This is a genomic window from Rhodococcus sp. NyZ502 (assembly GCF_041464245.1).
Lineage (GTDB): Bacteria > Actinomycetota > Actinomycetes > Mycobacteriales > Mycobacteriaceae > Rhodococcus_F > Rhodococcus_F qingshengii.
The window spans coordinates 337,564-353,849 of record NZ_CP167155.1 but is presented as its reverse complement, the minus strand read 5'-3'; the positions used below and the strand labels follow the sequence as shown (position 1 = coordinate 353,849).

Genomic DNA, 16,286 nt, shown 5'->3' with positions numbered 1-16,286 from the left:
TCTCCACCAGTTGACGATCAGCTGGTGGAGACCGTTCTCCTGCGAAAGGCCAACGGACTGAGGTCAGTACAGGTACTTGCGGTACGCCTCTTGTCTGGCGGGTTCGAGGTCCTCGACGCGCAGGCTGTGTTGCTCCGCCATCATGTCGCGCAGACTCGGCACCTCATCGGATGCGGGCCACGTCGACGGATCCCACAGCTTCGCCCGCAGAATCGCTCTCGCGCAATGCAGATACGCCTCGTCGATCTGCACGATCACCGCAAGCTGTGCAGGCTTGCCGTTCATCGCCATCGAATCCAACAGATCAGGATCGGTGGACAGAGTCGCCGTGCCGTTGACGCGCACGATCTCGTCGTGCCCGGGCGCGAGAAAGAGGATCCCCACGTGAGGATTCTCGATCATGTTCCGGTACGAGTCGGCGCGCCGGTTGCCCGGACGATCCGGGAGCACCAGTGTCTTCTCGTCGGGGAAGAGAACCTGACTGACCAAGTCTCCGCGCGGCGAGCAATCGCAATTTCCGGCCGCATCGGATGTCGCGAGCACAAAAAACCGTGCCTGCTCGATGAATTCACGGATCAACGGAGTCGTGTAAGCCGTCTGCTTCTCCATGATCGTCGGATGGGGCTGTCCGAGAATCGCATTGAGTTGTTCCACGGATTCGATCCGCCCGCCCGGGGCGTTCGACGCCGTCACGTCGACACGTCGTCGAGCACATGGTGGCGCCCGAGCGGCAACACCAACGGCTTACCCGACATGGGGTCGGGGATGATTCGGCTCTCGAGACCGAACACGGTGCGGACGTTGTCGCTCGTGAGCACCTCGGCAGGATCACCCGCCGCGTAGACCCGTCGATCGGCCATGGCGACGAGGTAGTCGGCGTAGCGGGCGGCGAGATTGAGATCGTGCAGAACCATGACAATCGTTGTACCCCGAGTCCGGTTCAGGTCGGTGAGCAGGTCCAAGACCTCAACCTGGTGGCTCACGTCCAAGAAGGTGGTCGGCTCGTCGAGTAGAAGCAGATCGGTTTGTTGGGCGAGCGCCATCGCAATCCACACACGTTGGCGCTGACCACCGGAAAGCTCGTCCACCGATCGTTCGGCCAATCCGGTTGTGTCCGTGGCCGCAAGCGCCTCGGCGACAGCTGCGTCATCCTCGCGGCTCCACCTCGACAGCACCCGCTGATGTGGATGACGACCACGGCCGACGAGATCGGCGACAACTATTCCTTCCGGTGCGATCGGTGACTGCGGCAGCAGACCGAGCGTGCGAGCGAGCTTCTTCGCAGGCAGGCGATGAACATCCTTGCCGTCCAACAGAACATGACCGCTTCGGGGACTGAGTAGCCGCGACATCGACCGCAGCAGTGTCGATTTGCCACACGCGTTGGCGCCCACGATGGTCGTGATCTTTCCCGGCGGCACCGCGAGGTCGAGCGATTCGACGACGGTCCGTCCTCCGTAACCGAGTTCGAGGTTTTCGGCAGTCAGAGTATGGGATTCGGTCACAGCGAACCTCCCGTTCGGTTGGAGCGAATGATGAGGTAGACGAGATACGGCGCTCCCAGCGCGCCAGTCACCACGCCAACGGGGTAGCGGGTGCCGAAGGCGTACTGTCCGCAGAAATCGGCAACTAGCACCAGCAGCGCTCCGACCAGCGCCGACGGAATCAAAAGTGATGTTCCCGGACCGACGATGCGGGCGGCGATGGGCCCTGACAGAAATGCGACGAAGGCGATGGGCCCCGCAGCGGCAATGGCAAAGGCGATGAGTCCGACGGCCGCAATGATCGTCAGAATGCGCGTTCGTTCCACTCTGACGCCGAGCGCTTGTGCTGCGTCGTCACCGAGCTGGCTGGTCGAAAGGTTGCGCGATTGGCTCAGCAGCACCGGTCCGAGGACAACCAGCGCCAGGAGTACGGGAACCGTCGAACCCCAGTTGGCACCGTTGAGACTGCCGGTGAGCCAACGCATCGTCTCCTGCAGATCCCATGCGGCGGCGGTACTGAGCAGGTAGGCGGTGACGCTGTCGAGCATCGCGGCGATGCCGATACCGATCAGTATGAGCCGAGTGCCCGCCACACCGTCCCGGAAAGACAGAACGTAGATCAAGACTGCGACGCCCAGACCGACGGCGATAGCAAAAACCGATACCTGTGAACCGCCGAGTGAAAGCGAGATGATCGCGAAAGCCGCTGCAGCGCTTGCGCCGGAGCTGATTCCGATGATGTCGGGGCTCGCGAGCGGGTTGCGCAGCATCGTCTGGAACGTGATGCCGCCCAAGCCGAAACAGATTCCGGCGACCACAGCGAGGACAGCGCGAGGCAGCCGGAGGCGGCCGACAGTGAACGAGGCACCAGGCACGTTCTCCCCCAGCATGACCCGAAGCACATCTGACGGCGGGTAGAAGGTTTTTCCCACCATCAGAGTGACCGCGAAGGAGGCGACGACGAGGACCATCAGCACGGCAATCACGATGCGGCGGCGTCTACCTCGCCGGATACGGCTTGCTCCGACTGCGTCGACCTCGACTTCGGGAGTAACGAATGTAGTGGTCACAGCTCACGTATCTTCTGACGGCGGACGATATAGATGAAGAAGGGCGCTCCGATGAGCGCGGTGATGATGCCGACGTCGATTTCGCTCGGCCGGGCGACAATTCGTCCCAGAATGTCGGCGGCGACGAGAAGGCCGGCACCTGTCAGCGCAGAAAACGGTAGTAGCCAACGGTTGTCGATACCGATCAGCAGGCGGCACAGATGCGGGACAACCAAACCGACGAAGCCGATCGGTCCGGCAATGGCAGTGGCTGCACCGCAGAGCAACACTGCACCGAGCGCTGCCACTGCACGAACCACCGCGACGCGTTCGCCGAGACCTGACGCAACCTCGTCGCCGAGCGCAAGAGAGTTGAGACTGCGCGCTGACAGCAGACAGATCACGAAGCCGACAATGAGGAAAGGCAGACCCTGCCGGATCACCTCGAAACTCGCGCCACCGACGCCGCCGATCTGCCACGAACGAATGTTGCCCGCAATATCGTTTCGCGGCAGCATGATCGCAGTGATGAACGAAGCAAACGCAGCCGATGTTGCGGCCCCGGCAAGAGCCAACTTGAGTGGCGTGGCTCCACCTCGCCCGAGTGACCCGACTACGTAGACGAACAATGCCGCCCCGGCTGCACCGAGTACGGCCACCCAGATCATGCTGGTCTGGGTCCACAATCCGAACCACGCCATTCCGATCACCACGGCGAGCGAAGCGCCCATATTGACGCCCAGGATTCCGGGATCCGCCAAAGGGTTTCGGGTAATCCCCTGCATCACAGCGCCGGCAAGACCGAGCGCAGCTCCCACGATTATCGCGAGCACCGTCCGCGGAATGCGCTTGGCAATCGCACCCTGACCGATGTTGTCCGTTGAACCGCCTAGTGCGGCAACGATATCGGACCAGTCGACCTCACGAGAGCCGATGACGATCGAAGCGCACATGAGCACCGCGAGGACAACGAGAAGGGCGATCAACCACAGCGAATTGCCGAACGTCGGGCGCCGCGTATCGCGAGCGCCCGACGTCGAATCCTGCGAGGTTACAGTCACTCCGACTTTCCAGCGGCCCCGGCGAGCAGATCGACGTAGTCGCCGAGTACCCACGAAATTGCGAGTGGAGTCGGGTTGGCCGCCGTTCCCATCGGCCCGGTTCCATTGAGGAACACGATCGCGTTGTTGGCGACGGCAGGCATCTGCGAGAGCAGCGGGTCAGCCTTGAGTGCGTCGACAAGTGCCTGGTCACCGTAGGTGACGATCAGTTCGACGTCGTCGAAGACGTCCACACGCTCCGCACTGACCTTCTTCGAGAACTCACCACCCGTCGAGGCGTCGGCAACGCTCTTCGGCGTCGAAAGTCCGAGGTCCTCGAAGAACGCGGCGCGCGTGTCGTTCGCCGTGTAGAAGCTGACCTGGCTCAGATCAGCGGTGTCGACGTGCGTCAGGAACATGGTTGCCTTGCCGGCAAGCTGCGGATGCGAGGCAACCTCGTCGGCGATCTCCTTTTCGATGGTGGAGATCAGTTCCTGCCCTTCGGATTCCATGCCGAGGCCCATGCTGTTGAACTTGATGACGTCGCGCCACGACGTCGCCCACGGCCCCTCGGGATACGCCACAACCGGAGCGATCTCACTGAGAGTGTCGTAGTCCTCCTGCGTCAATCCGGAGTACGCGGCAAGAATGACGTCAGGGTTCGTATCGGAGACGGCTTCGAAGTCGATGCCGTCGGTCTCGTCGAAGAGCACCGGCGGCTTCGCGCCAAGGTCGTCGAGCTTTTCCTCGACCCACGGCAGCATTCCGTTGCCGTTGTCGTCACCGAAAGTCGCCGCTGCCATTCCGACGGGAACCACGCCGAGAGCAAGGGGCACTTCGTGATTGGCCCAGGCGACGGTGGCAACTCGCTCCGGCTTGGCGTCGATCGTCGTAGTTCCGAAAGCGTGCTCGATCGTGACGGGGAAGGAGCTGGATCCGCTTCCGGCGTTGCCGCCGTCGGTGGTCTCCGAGGAGTCGGAACTGCAAGCTGTCATGCCGAGGGCGACTGCGACCGCTGCTGCGGCCACCGCCAAGAAGCGTTTTGAACGCATGAAAACAGAACTCTCTCGAGAAGGGGTACGGCCCTCAACCCGGCTCAATCAGGCACTTAGGTGAGGTTTGCCTAAACCGTATACGGGAGGGCATTGTGGCGCAATCGCGTGTTTGGGACACCCCGTGTAGCGATCGAGTCAGAGCGAGATGACCGATTAGCTAGCCCGAAACATCCCTGGCGTAGCGCCTGTAGTGCGTCGGAATGCCGCCCCGAATGCGCTGGTCGAGTGGTAGCCCACACGCTCGGCAACCTCTTGTAGATCCAAGCCGTGGGCAAGAAGGGTCACCGCTCGTTGGGCGCGCACAGCCGAGACCCACTGCCCGAAACTCATCCCGGTCTCCGACCGAAATACCCGGGTGATGGTTCGCGGGCTGACACCGAGGAGCCTTGCCCAGTCGGACAGCGTTCGCATGTCACTCGGATCGTCACCGATCGCATCGACGATGGGTTGCAGAAGTGGCGAGTCCGGCACCAGCACCAGCAACTCGTTCGGCGACGGTGCCAGCACGTCGATCACCATCTGCTCCGTGAGCGAGCGCGAAGGAGCTCCGAGTGACTCGTCTGCCAGTCGCTCGAGGAGGTTCCGCAGCAGCGGAGTGACCTCGATCGCCACCGGCACGTCGGACAGAGAAGGAACCGATGCGATGTCGAGCTGAGCGGCGCGATACCAGGTGCCGGCCGGCGCGATCGCCGAGTGCAGGACGCCGGCGGGCATCCACAAACCTACGGTCGGCGTAATGGTCCACGTGCGCGATCCCACCGTGGCGCTCGACGCTCCCCGCTCGTTCCACAACAATTCGTGAGTCGGGTGCGAGTGCGCATCCCACCGGGTCTCGCGGGAGACAAGTTCGTCCATGCCCGCAATGACAAAGGGCACCTCGACCGCCCCGGCCGAGTAGACCGGGAGCGTCCGACTGTCGACGGTCTCCAACGGGTTCTCCTCGGTTCGCGTGGCTGCTCCGCAGAAAGCATAGGTCGCGTGGATCGGTTGTCGGTTCCCACGATCGCGAGGATCACCGCCCGAAATCGCCGAGGTGACCTCACACACATTCAAGAATTGCGTATGCACCACAACAAAAAGAAGGTCACAGACCTGAAGTCTGTGACCTTCTTTCTTGTGCGCCCGAAGGGATTCGAACCCCTAACCTCTTGATCCGTAGTCAAGTGCTCTATCCGTTGAGCTACGGGCGCATGTTCTGTTGTCTTGCTGGTCTTGCGTGTCTTACCGTCGTAATTTCTATCATTTCTAACCCGCCGGTCAAAATCACCGGCTTGGCGGAGGCGAGAGGATTTGAACCTCCGGTCCCTCGTAAAAGGGACAACTCATTAGCAGTGAGTCCCATTCGGCCGCTCTGGCACGCCTCCCTGGGGGTTCCGATCCTTTCGGACCGCCGGATCGAAAGATTACACACCCTTCGCCACCAAAGGCAAAACGTGTGGTCAGCGGGCTGTTTTGTGGACTTACCGCAGGTGGCTGTCGAACCAGTCGAAGATCCGGGTCTGAGCTTCGATGATCGAGGCCGAATCAGGGTCGTCGAGGTCAGCGTCCTCGGACAGCTGTGGCGGCTCGTCCGCCCGGTGAGCCAGTCCGGCGTAGCTGACCACCAGTGTCGCGACGTCGGCCTTCGCGGTCGCTTCCCGGAGCAGAGTCACGTGTTCGCGAGGCGTGCTGGGATCGTCCTCGCCGTACAGCGCCAGCCACGGCGCCTGCAGGGAAGTGGCCGCGTCGACAAGCGCCTGAGCATCCACCGACAAGGCTTCGACGATTCCCCGGGCGGCGACGCTCACCGCGGCGCCGACGGGACGGCTGGTGGCCACGAGCATCGCGGCGGTACCGGCGTCGTCGAATCCGAGCACCCCGATGGTGTCTGCGAGAACTTCGCGTCCGACGAGCCAATCGAGGGTCGCGTCGAAGTCGGCGAAGAGGTTGTCACCGAACACCTCGCCCTGCATGTGTTCGGGTTCGCGGTGAAACAGGTGAGGTGCGACGCTCACCCACCCTTCGCCGGCAAGCGCGCACATCAGATTCAGCAGAGCCGGGCTGAACTTCCGGGCTTCATGCAGGACGACGATCCCGCCCCGCGTCGGGCCGTCCGGCTCCACCACGGTCAGCGGAACAGCCGTGGCGACCTCCCCTTCGGCTCCGCGCAGATACGCGGTGGCTCGGAAGATTTCCGACATCTTCTAACTCTGACACGCAGACGGCCGCTACGCACCAAATCAGTGCGCGCATAATCGACTCGTGACCGCACACATTCGCCCTGACCTCGCCTCCATCCCCGCCTACGTTCCCGGACGCAATTTTCCGGGTGCGATCAAGCTGGCGAGCAACGAAACGACCGTAGGGCCGTTGCCCGGTGTGCGTGACGCCGTCGCCGACGCGGTCGCCAATGCCAACCGCTACCCGGACAATGCCGCGGTCGCACTCATCGAGGCGCTGGCCGCCTTCCTGAAAGTCGAGCCGGCCAACGTCGCCGCTGGTTGTGGCTCCGTGACGCTGTGCCAGGAACTCGTGCAGATCACCTGCGATCAGGGTGACGAGGTCATCTACGCGTGGCGTTCGTTCGAGGCGTACCCCGTGGTCACCCAGGTCGGCCATGCCGTCTCGGTCAAGGTTCCGCTGACCGAGGACTTCGGCCACGACCTCGACGCGATGCTGGCCGCGATCACGGATCGCACGCGGTTGATCTTCGTATGCAACCCCAACAACCCGACCGGCAATGCACTGTCGAAGGCAGAGCTCGAGAGCTTTCTCGACGCGGTCCCGGCGCACGTCGTCGTCGCACTCGACGAGGCGTACTTCGAATACTCACGCTCGGACGCCGACGGCATCGAGCTGTTCCGCAGCCGCCCCAACGTGGTTGTTCTGCGCACCTTCTCGAAGGCGTACGGCCTCGCGGGAATCCGCGTGGGTTACGCGGTCGCGGATCCGGAGATCATCGTGGCCCTCGGCAAGGTGCACACCCCGTTCACCGTGAGCGCCGTTGCGCAGGCCGCCGCAATCGCTTCCCTGGCTGCAGCAGACGAACTGCTTGCCCGCACCGAAGGTGTCATCGCCGAGCGGACGCGAGTTCGAACCGCTCTGATCGAAGCCGGGTACACCGTCCCCGAGTCGTCGGCGAACTTCGTCTATCTCCCCCTCGGAGAACTCTCTCCCGCTTTTGCCGGGGCGAGTACCGAAGCGGGCATTCTGATCCGCCAGTACGGCGTCGAGGGCGTCCGGATGACCATCGGCGATCCACACGAGAACGACGCATTCCTCGCTTTCGCGAACACCGACGTCGCGAAGCAGGCCGCGGGCATCGGCGTCACCGCGTGACACTCGATACATAACTGTTACGCCGAGGACTGGAATTCGTTTCGGCAGACGGGCACACTCAGGGAGGTTCGAGGCCGGTCCGAGTGAGGGAGCACGACGCATGACGCGACGCATGACACGAACGTGTGCCGTGCTCGCAACGACCCTTCTCGCCACCACCGCGACCTCCCTGAGTGGCGTCGCCAACGCAGAGTCCCAGGACACGGTGTCGGTACGTCTGTTGGCGTTCAACGATCTGCACGGCAGTCTCCGCCCGCCGGAAGGTGTTCGCAGCGAGATCAGGCAGGCCGACGGCTCGCTCACTCCCGCAGGTGGCGCGGCGTATCTCGCGGCCTACGTGACGCAACTTCGCAGCCAGGCCACCAACTCGCTGCTGTATTCGGTCGGTGACAACTGGGGATCGTCGGCGCTCGAGTCGGCGATGTTCAACGACGAACCGACGGTCGAACTCCTGAACCGGATGAAGATCGACGCTTCCGCGATCGGCAACCACGAACTGGACAAAGGGCTCGCCGAGTTCCGACGCATGCAGTCCGGCGGTTGCTCCGCCGTCGATGCGTGCACGTTCAGTCCGTCCTTCGGCGGCGCCAACTTCCCGCTGATGGCCGCGAACATGACGTACACCAACGGCACCCCGGCCACGCTGCCCTTCACCGTGAACATGGTCGACGGCATTCCGCTCGGAGTCATCGCGATATCCCCCGCCAACACGTCGCAGATCGTGACACCGGGTGGGATCGCCGATCTGCAGTTCGGCGACGAGGTCGAAGCGATCAACCGCACCGCCGACGTCCTCGACTTCTTCGGCGTCAAAGCCATCACCGTCCTCCTACACCGTGGGGACGAACCGGCCGTCGAAGGTGGGCCCAACGACTGCAACGTCGAGTCCGGGCCGGCCCGCGACATCGCCCTTCGTGCGTCACCGAAGGTGGACGTCATCTTCACCGCCGACAGCCACCAGCAGTACAACTGCGAATTCCCTGATCCCGCAGGCAATCCCAGAGTCGTGATGCAGGGCGCTTCGCACGGCCGGATCGTGTCCGTCGCAGACGTCACCATCGATCGCAACACCCGCGAGGTCGTTCGCGATCAGACGTCCGCGTTCAATCAGATAGTGACACACGATATTTCGCCGGATCCCGATATTCAGGCGCTCGCCGACCGAGCCTGGTCGGAGGCATCGGAAAGCGCTCAGCGACCGGTGGGGACCATTACCGCCGATCTGACACGGGACCGGGTACCCAGCGGCGAATCGACACTCGGCAACCTGGTCGCCGACGCTCAACTCGCCGCCGGATCGACACGAGGCGCTCAACTCGCGTTGACGAACCCCGGCGGCATGCGCGAGGACTTGGACTTCGGCACTTCCGGCCAGGTCACCTACCGCCAGGCCTACGGTGTTCAGCCATTCGGTAACAGCCTCGAGGTGCTCTCCGTCACAGGAGCGGTGTTGAAGGACGCTCTCGAACAGCAATTCCAGATCGACCTCGACGGCACCGCTACCGAGCGCATCCTCTCCCCGTCCGCGGGCTTCACCTACGCCCTGGACCGGCGAGCAGCGCCGGGCTCGCGAATCTCGGAAATGCGCTTGAACGGGCAGGACATCGCGCCCGACGCCGTCTACAGCGTCGTGGTGAACAAGTTCCTCGCCGAGGGCGGGGACGGCTTCACCGCGCTGAAGAACTCCACCCAGATGACCGGTGCCGGCAACGACCTCGACGCCTTGACCGCCCTGTTCGCAGCCGGGTCGCCGGTCTCGCCACCTGCCACCGACCGCATCCGCACCATCGGCTGACTAGGCATCCCCGCGCTCGATTGCCTAGTCTCGACGGGTGATCATCGCGACCCATAACGGCAAGTTCCATGCAGACGACGTCTTCGGCGTATCGCTGCTCAAGCAGCTGTACCCCGACGCCACCGTCGTTCGCAGCCGTGACGAGTCCGTCCTCGACAGCGCGGACATCGTGCTCGACGTCGGCGGTCGCTACAACCCGGCCGAGGGGCGCTTCGACCATCACCAGCGTGATGCCGGCGAGCGCAGCAACGGCATCCTGTACTCCGCCTTCGGTCTGCTCTGGCAGGAATACGGCCTGCAGTTCTGTGAAGGCGACGCCTCCGTGTTCCGCCGTATCGACAGCCGACTGGTCGAGGGCATCGACGCCGTCGACAACGGCCAAGAGATCTACACCCTCAACGACTACGGCACCAAGCCTTTTGATCTGTCGTCCGTGCTGGACCTTTTCAATCCGATCTCGTCCACCGACGAGGAGTTCGACACCCAGTTCGAGCTGGCCGTCGTTCTCGCAACCCAGGTCTTGATTCGCCTGCGCGCCAAGTACGCCGGCGACGCGGCCGCCGAGCGCGAGTTCACCGAGACCTACGAAAAAGCAACGGATCCGCGCTTCGTCGTCCTGGAACGCTTCGTTCCCCACGGCCGCGCCGCGTCGGCCCAGCCGGAGCTGCTGTTCACCATCTTCCCGAACACCAACGGCGGCTGGTCGATTCAGACGGTCAAGCCTGCTGACTCCAAGTTCGGTTCACGAAAGCTGTTGCCGGAGCCGTGGCGCGGCCTGAACGGCTCGGATCTTGCCGCCCAGACGGGCGTCGACAGTTCGGTCTTCTGCCACAAGGCCGGGTTCATCGCGGCTGCGCAGACCCGTGACGGCGCCCTCCAATTGCTCGAACTGGCACTGGCCGAGTAGTTCTCAGCTCACATTCCCAGTGCCGTCTTCACCGTCGGCCAGGAATCGTGAAGCGCGTCTTGCCAGTACGGCCACGAATGGGTGCCGTCGTTCCGATACGCGAATACTGCGGGAATCGACAACTCGCCCAACCTCGCTTCGAACAGTTGTGTGCACGTATTAGCGAGCGCCTCGAGCGGTCCGCCTTCGATGGCAGTCTGCAGTCCACTCGGGGTGAAGACGTTGTCGTATTCTCCGGGCGCACCTGTACCGGAGGACACGTAGATCGTCTTCCCTCGCAGCGTTTCCGCGTTGGTGGACGGGTCGTGCTTTTGCCAGTCGGGGTCCGACGCCGGACCCCACATGTTGGTGGCGTCGCCCGCCTTGCTGGCCACGGTGAGCCGCACGGAATCCTGCGAGGACGATTCGGAGTTGTCGAGACAGCCACTGTACGAGGCCAATCCGGTGTAGAGCTTCGGGTGATGTGTGATGAGGTTGGCCGCGCCGAGCGCACCCATGGACACCCCGCCGACCACATTCGTCCCATTTCCGGAAAACGCAGAATCGATCAACGCCGGAAGCTCTTCAGCGAGAAACGATTCCCACTTGTTCACACCGAGGTTCGGATCGTCGTTCTTCCAGTTGGTGTAGAAACTGCCGGTACCGCCAACAGGGAGAACGACGTTGACGTTTTTGTCGGCGAAAAACGCTTCGATGTCGGTCTTTTGAGTCCAGGTGCTTTGGGAGTATCCGGATTCCGAACCGGCACTGACGCCGTCGAGTAGGTAGAAGGACGGACGCGAACCGGCACTCGACGCTGGATGCAGAACCTGCACTTGCACCTCGCGCCGCATGGCCGGCGACTCGACGAAGACGGCACTGCGTGTGGGCGACAACTGCTCTATGCGATTGATATGAGCCCCGGCCTGACCGGCCGAATCTCCTGGCGGGTTTTCAGGTGCCGGTTCGGCATACGCCACTCCGCCCACGACAAGCGCGAGCACGACCAACACAATCCCGACAAACCCAAATCTCCGCATCCGTCAAGCGCCCCCTGAGCATCGCACGACTACCGCTGACTCTCGATTGGACAGGACGAACGTCCCGGGGTCAACCCACTGGTTGGGATTTATTACTCGCGGGTATCCAATGGAGTTGGACAGTTCTCCACCGATGCACACACAGGTGTGGATAACTTCATTCACATCCGCTTCCCAGTTGTGCATAACCTGTGGACAAAAGGATGAATTACAACATAGTTATTCCTTCTACCTGCAACGATTCGTTTCCCCACAGTGTGCATAACTTTGTCGAACAGGGCTCGCGAGACGCCGGTTTCCGGGCGTGTCCATGCAGTTCACACCGCCGCGCCACTCTTTGTTCACAGGCCCGACACCACCGGCCGACAATGCTCCCCACCCCGACTTCATACTTGTTGCATGCTGACCGCTCTGCTCGCCGCCACAGCTGTGCTCGCCCTACTGACTCTGGTCCCCGGGCCCGACATGGCCGTCGTGACGCAATCTGCTCTCGGCGCGGGCAGATCCGCCGGTTTCCGGGTAGCTGCCGGCATCGTCTCGGGCCTTCTGGTGTGGGGTCTGTTGACCGTCCTCGGGCTGTCGGCGATCCTGGCCGCGTCGGCGGAGGCGTACACCGTCGTCAAGCTCGCCGGCGCGGCTTACCTGATCTATCTCGGTGTGCGAGCACTGTGGGAGAGCCGGACGTCGCGGATGCAACACAATGCCGACGCTCCACGATCGCAGAAGGCCGGGACATGGAAGACGGGCTTCACCACCAACCTGCTCAACCCCAAGATCGCCGTCTTCTACACCGGACTGTTGCCGCAGTTGGTTCCGGCCGGGTGGCCGACGGGACCGTCGCTTGCATTGCTGGTGCTCATCCACGCAGCCATCACCATCGTGTGGCTCAGTGGCTACGTGGTCCTTCTCTCGCGAGCGCGTAGCACCTTCGAAAAGCCCCGAGTGCGACAGGCACTCGAGCGCATAACCGGAACAGTTCTTCTAGGATTCGGAGCGAAGATCGCGCTCGAAGCGCGCTGACACGGCAATCGGAAAAGAGTAGACAGTGGGCGCGTGGGGATCGGGACCGTTCGAGAACGACGGTGCAGGGGATTTGATCGCGTCCATCGGGCACGGTGATTTCACCTTCGAATCGGTGAAGTGGGCATTCGAAGACGACTACCTCGAGGTCGACGGCGGTCAAATCGCCGTCGCCTTGCTCGAATTGGTACTGATCGTGCGTGCCGACCGCAAGCGTGACCCTGCCACCCAAGACCTCGATCTCGACTCCTTCACCTCGGCTCTGACCAGTGAACGGCTCACCTGGCTGATCGAAATGGTGGAGCGCACCATCGCATCGACCGATTCGGAACTGTTCGAGCTGTGGGACGAGCAGGGACCGGAAGAGCTTGCGTCGTGGCGCGTTCCCGTCGTGGACGGTCTCGAGGATCTGCGCGTTCTGTCGGTCTGATTCCGTCGCCGCTCCATCACGTTTGCTTATCGGGCCACAACGGTTCGGTCTTGGTCAGATGCCCTGGTAGGACCCTATGGTCGAACGGATCACCGAGTGAGAACTGTGGCTCGTCGACGACGGGAATCCACGCTCACCCCGGACCCAGGAGCAGACCATCATGGCGACTTTCGTTCCGGCTGCGCGCGTCGACAGAATCAGGGAGTCGCCGAGTGTGGCTGCCGCACAACGAGTGCGCGAGCTGAAGGCCCAGGGCCGTGAAATACTCGACCTGACCGTCGGGGAGCCCGATTTCGACACACCCGACAACATCAAGTCTGCGGCGATCACTGCGATCAACACGGGTCAGACCAAGTACACCGCAGTCAACGGCATCCCGGCTCTACGCGAGGCAATCGCAGCACGCGCGGCTTCGCGAACCGGAATCCAGTACGCGGACAACCAGATCACCGTCGGCGGCGGCGCGAAACAGGTCATCTTCCTCGCTCTCATGGCGACGGTCGAAGCCGGCGTCGAGGTTATCGTTCCCGCCCCTTACTGGGTTTCGTACCCGGATATGGTCCTCGCTCACGACGGAACTCCGGTGATCGTTCAGTGCGAGGAGTCCGACAACTTTCTTCTCACAGCCGAAGCACTATCCGCTGCAATCACTTCGAACACCAAGTGGGTCATCCTCAATGCCCCGGGCAACCCCACCGGATCTGTGTACACCCGCGAGCAGCTGCAGGCCCTCGCCGAAGTGATCGAGGCCAATCCCCATGTCAGTGTGTTGGTCGACGAGATCTACGACGAGATCAACTTCGGCGACGCTCCGATCCCGAGTCTGCTGCAGGTCGCTCCGCACCTCCGTGATCAGGTACTGGTCACCAACGGAGTCTCCAAGTCTCATGCCATGACCGGGTGGCGACTCGGATACGGACTCGGAAATTCCGGATTGATCGGCGCCGTCAACAAACTGCAGGGTCAGAGTTCTTCCTGCCCGTCCTCGATCAGCCAGGCCGCAGCCGTGGAAGCCCTCACCGGCGACCAGAGTTTCCTCACCGAATCCGTACGAAGTTACCGACGACGACGCGACCTCTCGGCTCACCTCCTCGGTGTTGTCCCCGGGCTCGAGCCCGTCGTGCCGCAGGGTGCGTTCTACCTGTTCGTCAACTGTGCCGGCTTGATCGGCAAGCAGACCCCGGATGGCACCGTGATCGAGTCCGACCAGGATCTCGTCCTCTATCTCCTCGACGAGGCGTCGGTTGCCACCATTCAGGGTTCGGCTTACGGCGCATCGCCGTACTTCCGTATCTCCTTCGCCACCTCCGAGGCCGTCCTCGAAAAGGCCGCGGCACAGATCGCCGCGGCAGTCGAACGCCTTTCCTGATCTTTCATACTTTCTGGAGTACAAGATGATTCACGTCAAGACGAAAATTGATCGCGCGGACAAGGACCTGATTGCCGAACTGGGGACGTTCTCCGCGGCCACGATTCACGAGGCACAGGGACGTAAGGGGTCGCTGCATCCGGCGATCAAACCGATCGACCGCGACATGAAGTTCTGCGGCTCCGCCTTCACAGTCAAGTGCCATCCCCGTGACAACCTCATGCTGCAGGTTGCGATCAGCTACGCACAGCCGGGTGACGTCCTGATCGTCTCTTCAGGTGATCAAGCCGCCGGCCAGTTCGGCGATGTCCTCGCCAATGCCTGTGTTGCGCGCGGCATTACCGCACTGGTCACCGACGGCGGAGTGCGCGATACCCGGGAGATCCGCGAACTCGGATTCCCCGTCTTCTCCAAGCACGTGTACATCGAGGGAACCGTCAAGGAATCTCTCGGCCCGATCAACCATCCCCTGGTCTTCGGAGAACAGGTCATTTATCCCGGTGACGTCGTCAAGGGTGACTGCGACGGCGTTGTCGTGGTCCGCCGCGAGGAGGTTGCCGAGGCAATCGAACTCTCGCGTGCCCGTGACGAAGCCGAAGCCGGGTACATCGAGCGTTACAAGCGGGGCGAGACCCCACTCGAGGTGAGCAATCTGACTGCCCTGCTGGAAGCCAAGGGCCTGGTGGTCGAATAACCTGCTGTGCGCCTTTATTAACCGCCCGCGGTTAATAAAGGCGCACAGGGTCGAAGGACTCAGAACCGCAACAGCACCTTCCCCGACACCGAAGCATCCTTGGCGACTGCGAAGGCTTCCAGAGCTTCCTCGACCGGATATTCGTGTGTGAGAACAGCATCGACAGCAAGCGAACCGTCGGCGAGGGCGAGCAGCACCTCGTCGATTTCGTCGTTGAAGCGGAATGAGCCCACCAACTCCAACTCTCGCGTGATCGCCAGCGAAATGTGTACCGGTTGAGGTCCGGACGGAAGAAGCCCGAGCATGACCACCCGTCCACCGCGCGTCGCCCCGCGAATAGCGGATTCGAGCCCGCGATGATTGCCGGTGCACTCGACGACCACGTCGGCATCGGATGCGGCGACTGCCTCGGCGTCGGTGGCCTCGAGAACCCGATCCGCACCGAGCGTCGACGCGATCTGCAGCGGAACGTCGTGCACGTCGACCGCGGTGATCGACTGCGCGCCTGCTCGTTTGAGCACAGCCACGACCAGTGCGCCGATGGGTCCGCAGCCGACGACCAGCGCCTTCTTCCCGCGTACGTCTCCCGCTCGCGAAACAGCGTGCCAGGCAACGCTTGCCGGTTCGGCTACCGACGCAGTCCGCAGGTCCAACCCCTCGGGCAGTTCCCGGAGCATGCGTGTCGGGAGCACTGCGTATTTCACGAAGGCGCCCTCGGTGTGTGGGTACTGCGCTGCACTTCCCAGGTATGTGCAGCAGGGCGAGAGGTTGGGCCGATCGCTCGGGAACCGAGGCGCGGTCCCACCGGGCGTTGCGGGGTGTACGGCCACGGAAGTTCCAACTGCCGGCCCCGTTCCGTCCGCCGCGGCCGTCACGACCGTGCCGACCACCTCGTGACCGAGCAGCATCGGCGCCTTCAGAATCGACTCCCCCGCCGCGCCGTGCGTCCAGTAGTGCAGATCTGATCCACACACACCGCCGTAAGCGATCTCGATCACTGCCTGCTCGGCGGTCGGCGCAGTCAACGCAACATGCTCGACCCGCAGGTCACCTGCCGCATGGGCCACCACTCCGAGCGTCGTTTCCGGTAGTACAAAACTCATGAT

Annotated in this window: 16 protein-coding genes and 2 tRNA genes; 7 read left to right on the top strand and 11 right to left on the bottom strand. The window is 62.8% G+C overall.

Annotated features, from left to right (window positions below):
- Nucleotides 1–63 precede the first annotated feature (63 nt).
- The 9 genes from ACBG85_RS01680 to ACBG85_RS01640 form a co-directional block, all read right to left on the bottom strand.
- Complete coding sequence (locus tag ACBG85_RS01680) at nt 64–693, bottom strand: pyridoxamine 5'-phosphate oxidase family protein (protein WP_042447707.1); 630 nt, start codon at nt 691–693, stop codon at nt 64–66.
- On the bottom strand, nt 690–1,505 hold the full coding sequence (locus ACBG85_RS01675) for an ABC transporter ATP-binding protein (RefSeq protein WP_050655593.1): 816 nt from the start codon (nt 1,503–1,505) through the stop codon (nt 690–692). Before ACBG85_RS01675 ends, ACBG85_RS01680 begins: the two co-directional genes overlap by 4 nt.
- The gene (locus ACBG85_RS01670) at nt 1,502–2,554 is read right to left on the bottom strand and encodes a FecCD family ABC transporter permease (protein ID WP_372025944.1); all 1,053 of its coding nucleotides are present in this window, start codon (nt 2,552–2,554) and stop codon (nt 1,502–1,504) included. Before ACBG85_RS01670 ends, ACBG85_RS01675 begins: the two co-directional genes overlap by 4 nt.
- The gene (locus ACBG85_RS01665) at nt 2,551–3,594 is read right to left on the bottom strand and encodes an iron ABC transporter permease (protein WP_054827389.1); all 1,044 of its coding nucleotides are present in this window, start codon (nt 3,592–3,594) and stop codon (nt 2,551–2,553) included. The genes ACBG85_RS01670 and ACBG85_RS01665 overlap by 4 nt, the downstream gene beginning before the upstream one ends.
- Nucleotides 3,591–4,625, bottom strand: coding sequence for an iron-siderophore ABC transporter substrate-binding protein (locus tag ACBG85_RS01660; RefSeq protein WP_372025940.1), 1,035 nt, complete (start codon nt 4,623–4,625; stop codon nt 3,591–3,593). Before ACBG85_RS01660 ends, ACBG85_RS01665 begins: the two co-directional genes overlap by 4 nt.
- A gap of 156 nt (nt 4,626–4,781) precedes the next feature.
- Nucleotides 4,782–5,699 carry an AraC family transcriptional regulator gene (locus ACBG85_RS01655; RefSeq protein WP_082239025.1) on the bottom strand — a complete coding sequence of 306 codons (918 nt, stop codon included), beginning with the start codon at nt 5,697–5,699 and terminating at the stop codon, nt 4,782–4,784.
- Between the two features lie 46 nt (nt 5,700–5,745).
- A tRNA-Arg gene (locus ACBG85_RS01650) sits at nt 5,746–5,818 on the bottom strand.
- A gap of 82 nt (nt 5,819–5,900) precedes the next feature.
- Nucleotides 5,901–5,992 (bottom strand) — tRNA-Ser (locus ACBG85_RS01645).
- Nucleotides 5,993–6,088: 96 nt separating this feature from the next.
- Nucleotides 6,089–6,808, bottom strand: coding sequence for a dienelactone hydrolase family protein (locus tag ACBG85_RS01640; protein WP_003943860.1), 720 nt, complete (start codon nt 6,806–6,808; stop codon nt 6,089–6,091).
- A 61-nt stretch (nt 6,809–6,869) separates the two neighbouring features.
- Here ACBG85_RS01640 and hisC point away from each other — a divergent pair, with 61 nt between their 5' ends.
- The 3 genes from hisC (at nt 6,870) to ACBG85_RS01625 (ending at nt 10,648) form a co-directional block, all read left to right on the top strand.
- Nucleotides 6,870–7,946: a histidinol-phosphate transaminase gene (gene hisC / locus ACBG85_RS01635; RefSeq protein ID WP_372025935.1), complete on the top strand. Its 1,077-nt coding sequence runs from the start codon at nt 6,870–6,872 to the stop codon at nt 7,944–7,946.
- A gap of 100 nt (nt 7,947–8,046) precedes the next feature.
- Nucleotides 8,047–9,741, top strand: a complete 1,695-nt coding sequence (locus ACBG85_RS01630) for a bifunctional UDP-sugar hydrolase/5'-nucleotidase (protein ID WP_054781384.1) — start codon at nt 8,047–8,049, stop codon at nt 9,739–9,741.
- Nucleotides 9,742–9,778: 37 nt separating this feature from the next.
- Nucleotides 9,779–10,648 carry an MYG1 family protein gene (locus ACBG85_RS01625; RefSeq protein WP_003943978.1) on the top strand — a complete coding sequence of 290 codons (870 nt, stop codon included), beginning with the start codon at nt 9,779–9,781 and terminating at the stop codon, nt 10,646–10,648.
- Between the two features lie 8 nt (nt 10,649–10,656).
- Here ACBG85_RS01625 and ACBG85_RS01620 read toward each other — a convergent pair whose 3' ends face one another.
- Nucleotides 10,657–11,667: an alpha/beta hydrolase family protein gene (locus ACBG85_RS01620; protein ID WP_075831846.1), complete on the bottom strand. Its 1,011-nt coding sequence runs from the start codon at nt 11,665–11,667 to the stop codon at nt 10,657–10,659.
- 399 nt (nt 11,668–12,066) lie between these two features.
- Here ACBG85_RS01620 and ACBG85_RS01615 point away from each other — a divergent pair, with 399 nt between their 5' ends.
- From ACBG85_RS01615 to ACBG85_RS01600, 4 genes are all read left to right on the top strand, one after another.
- Nucleotides 12,067–12,687 (top strand): LysE family translocator, encoded by a 621-nt coding sequence (locus ACBG85_RS01615; protein ID WP_118604844.1) that lies wholly within the window; start codon nt 12,067–12,069, stop codon nt 12,685–12,687.
- Between the two features lie 25 nt (nt 12,688–12,712).
- Nucleotides 12,713–13,117, top strand: a complete 405-nt coding sequence (locus ACBG85_RS01610; RefSeq protein ID WP_042447698.1) for a DUF4259 domain-containing protein — start codon at nt 12,713–12,715, stop codon at nt 13,115–13,117.
- Nucleotides 13,118–13,277: 160 nt separating this feature from the next.
- A complete protein-coding gene (locus ACBG85_RS01605; protein ID WP_064073573.1) occupies nt 13,278–14,486 on the top strand; it encodes an aspartate transaminase in 1,209 nt (402 codons plus the stop codon).
- A gap of 25 nt (nt 14,487–14,511) precedes the next feature.
- A complete protein-coding gene (locus tag ACBG85_RS01600) occupies nt 14,512–15,180 on the top strand; it encodes a 4-carboxy-4-hydroxy-2-oxoadipate aldolase/oxaloacetate decarboxylase (RefSeq protein ID WP_007731695.1) in 669 nt (222 codons plus the stop codon).
- Between the two features lie 59 nt (nt 15,181–15,239).
- On the opposite strand, the gene ACBG85_RS01595 is transcribed toward ACBG85_RS01600, so the two are convergent.
- Nucleotides 15,240–16,283, bottom strand: coding sequence for an L-idonate 5-dehydrogenase (locus tag ACBG85_RS01595; RefSeq protein ID WP_054827404.1), 1,044 nt, complete (start codon nt 16,281–16,283; stop codon nt 15,240–15,242).
- Between the last annotated feature and the right edge of the window lie 3 nt (nt 16,284–16,286).

Excerpts from the sequence above, each read along its gene's own strand:
- ACBG85_RS01600 (WP_007731695.1), top strand. The coding sequence starts at position 14,512 with ATGATTCACGTCAAGACGAAAATTGATCGCGCGGACAAGGACCTGATT.
- ACBG85_RS01630 (WP_054781384.1), top strand. The coding sequence starts at position 8,047 with ATGACGCGACGCATGACACGAACGTGTGCCGTGCTCGCAACGACCCTT.
- ACBG85_RS01605 (WP_064073573.1), top strand. The coding sequence starts at position 13,278 with ATGGCGACTTTCGTTCCGGCTGCGCGCGTCGACAGAATCAGGGAGTCG.
- ACBG85_RS01615 (WP_118604844.1), top strand. The coding sequence starts at position 12,067 with ATGCTGACCGCTCTGCTCGCCGCCACAGCTGTGCTCGCCCTACTGACT.
- ACBG85_RS01640 (WP_003943860.1), bottom strand. The coding sequence starts at position 6,808 with ATGTCGGAAATCTTCCGAGCCACCGCGTATCTGCGCGGAGCCGAAGGG.
- ACBG85_RS01620 (WP_075831846.1), bottom strand. The coding sequence starts at position 11,667 with ATGCGGAGATTTGGGTTTGTCGGGATTGTGTTGGTCGTGCTCGCGCTT.
- ACBG85_RS01660 (WP_372025940.1), bottom strand. The coding sequence starts at position 4,625 with ATGCGTTCAAAACGCTTCTTGGCGGTGGCCGCAGCAGCGGTCGCAGTC.
- ACBG85_RS01595 (WP_054827404.1), bottom strand. The coding sequence starts at position 16,283 with ATGAGTTTTGTACTACCGGAAACGACGCTCGGAGTGGTGGCCCATGCG.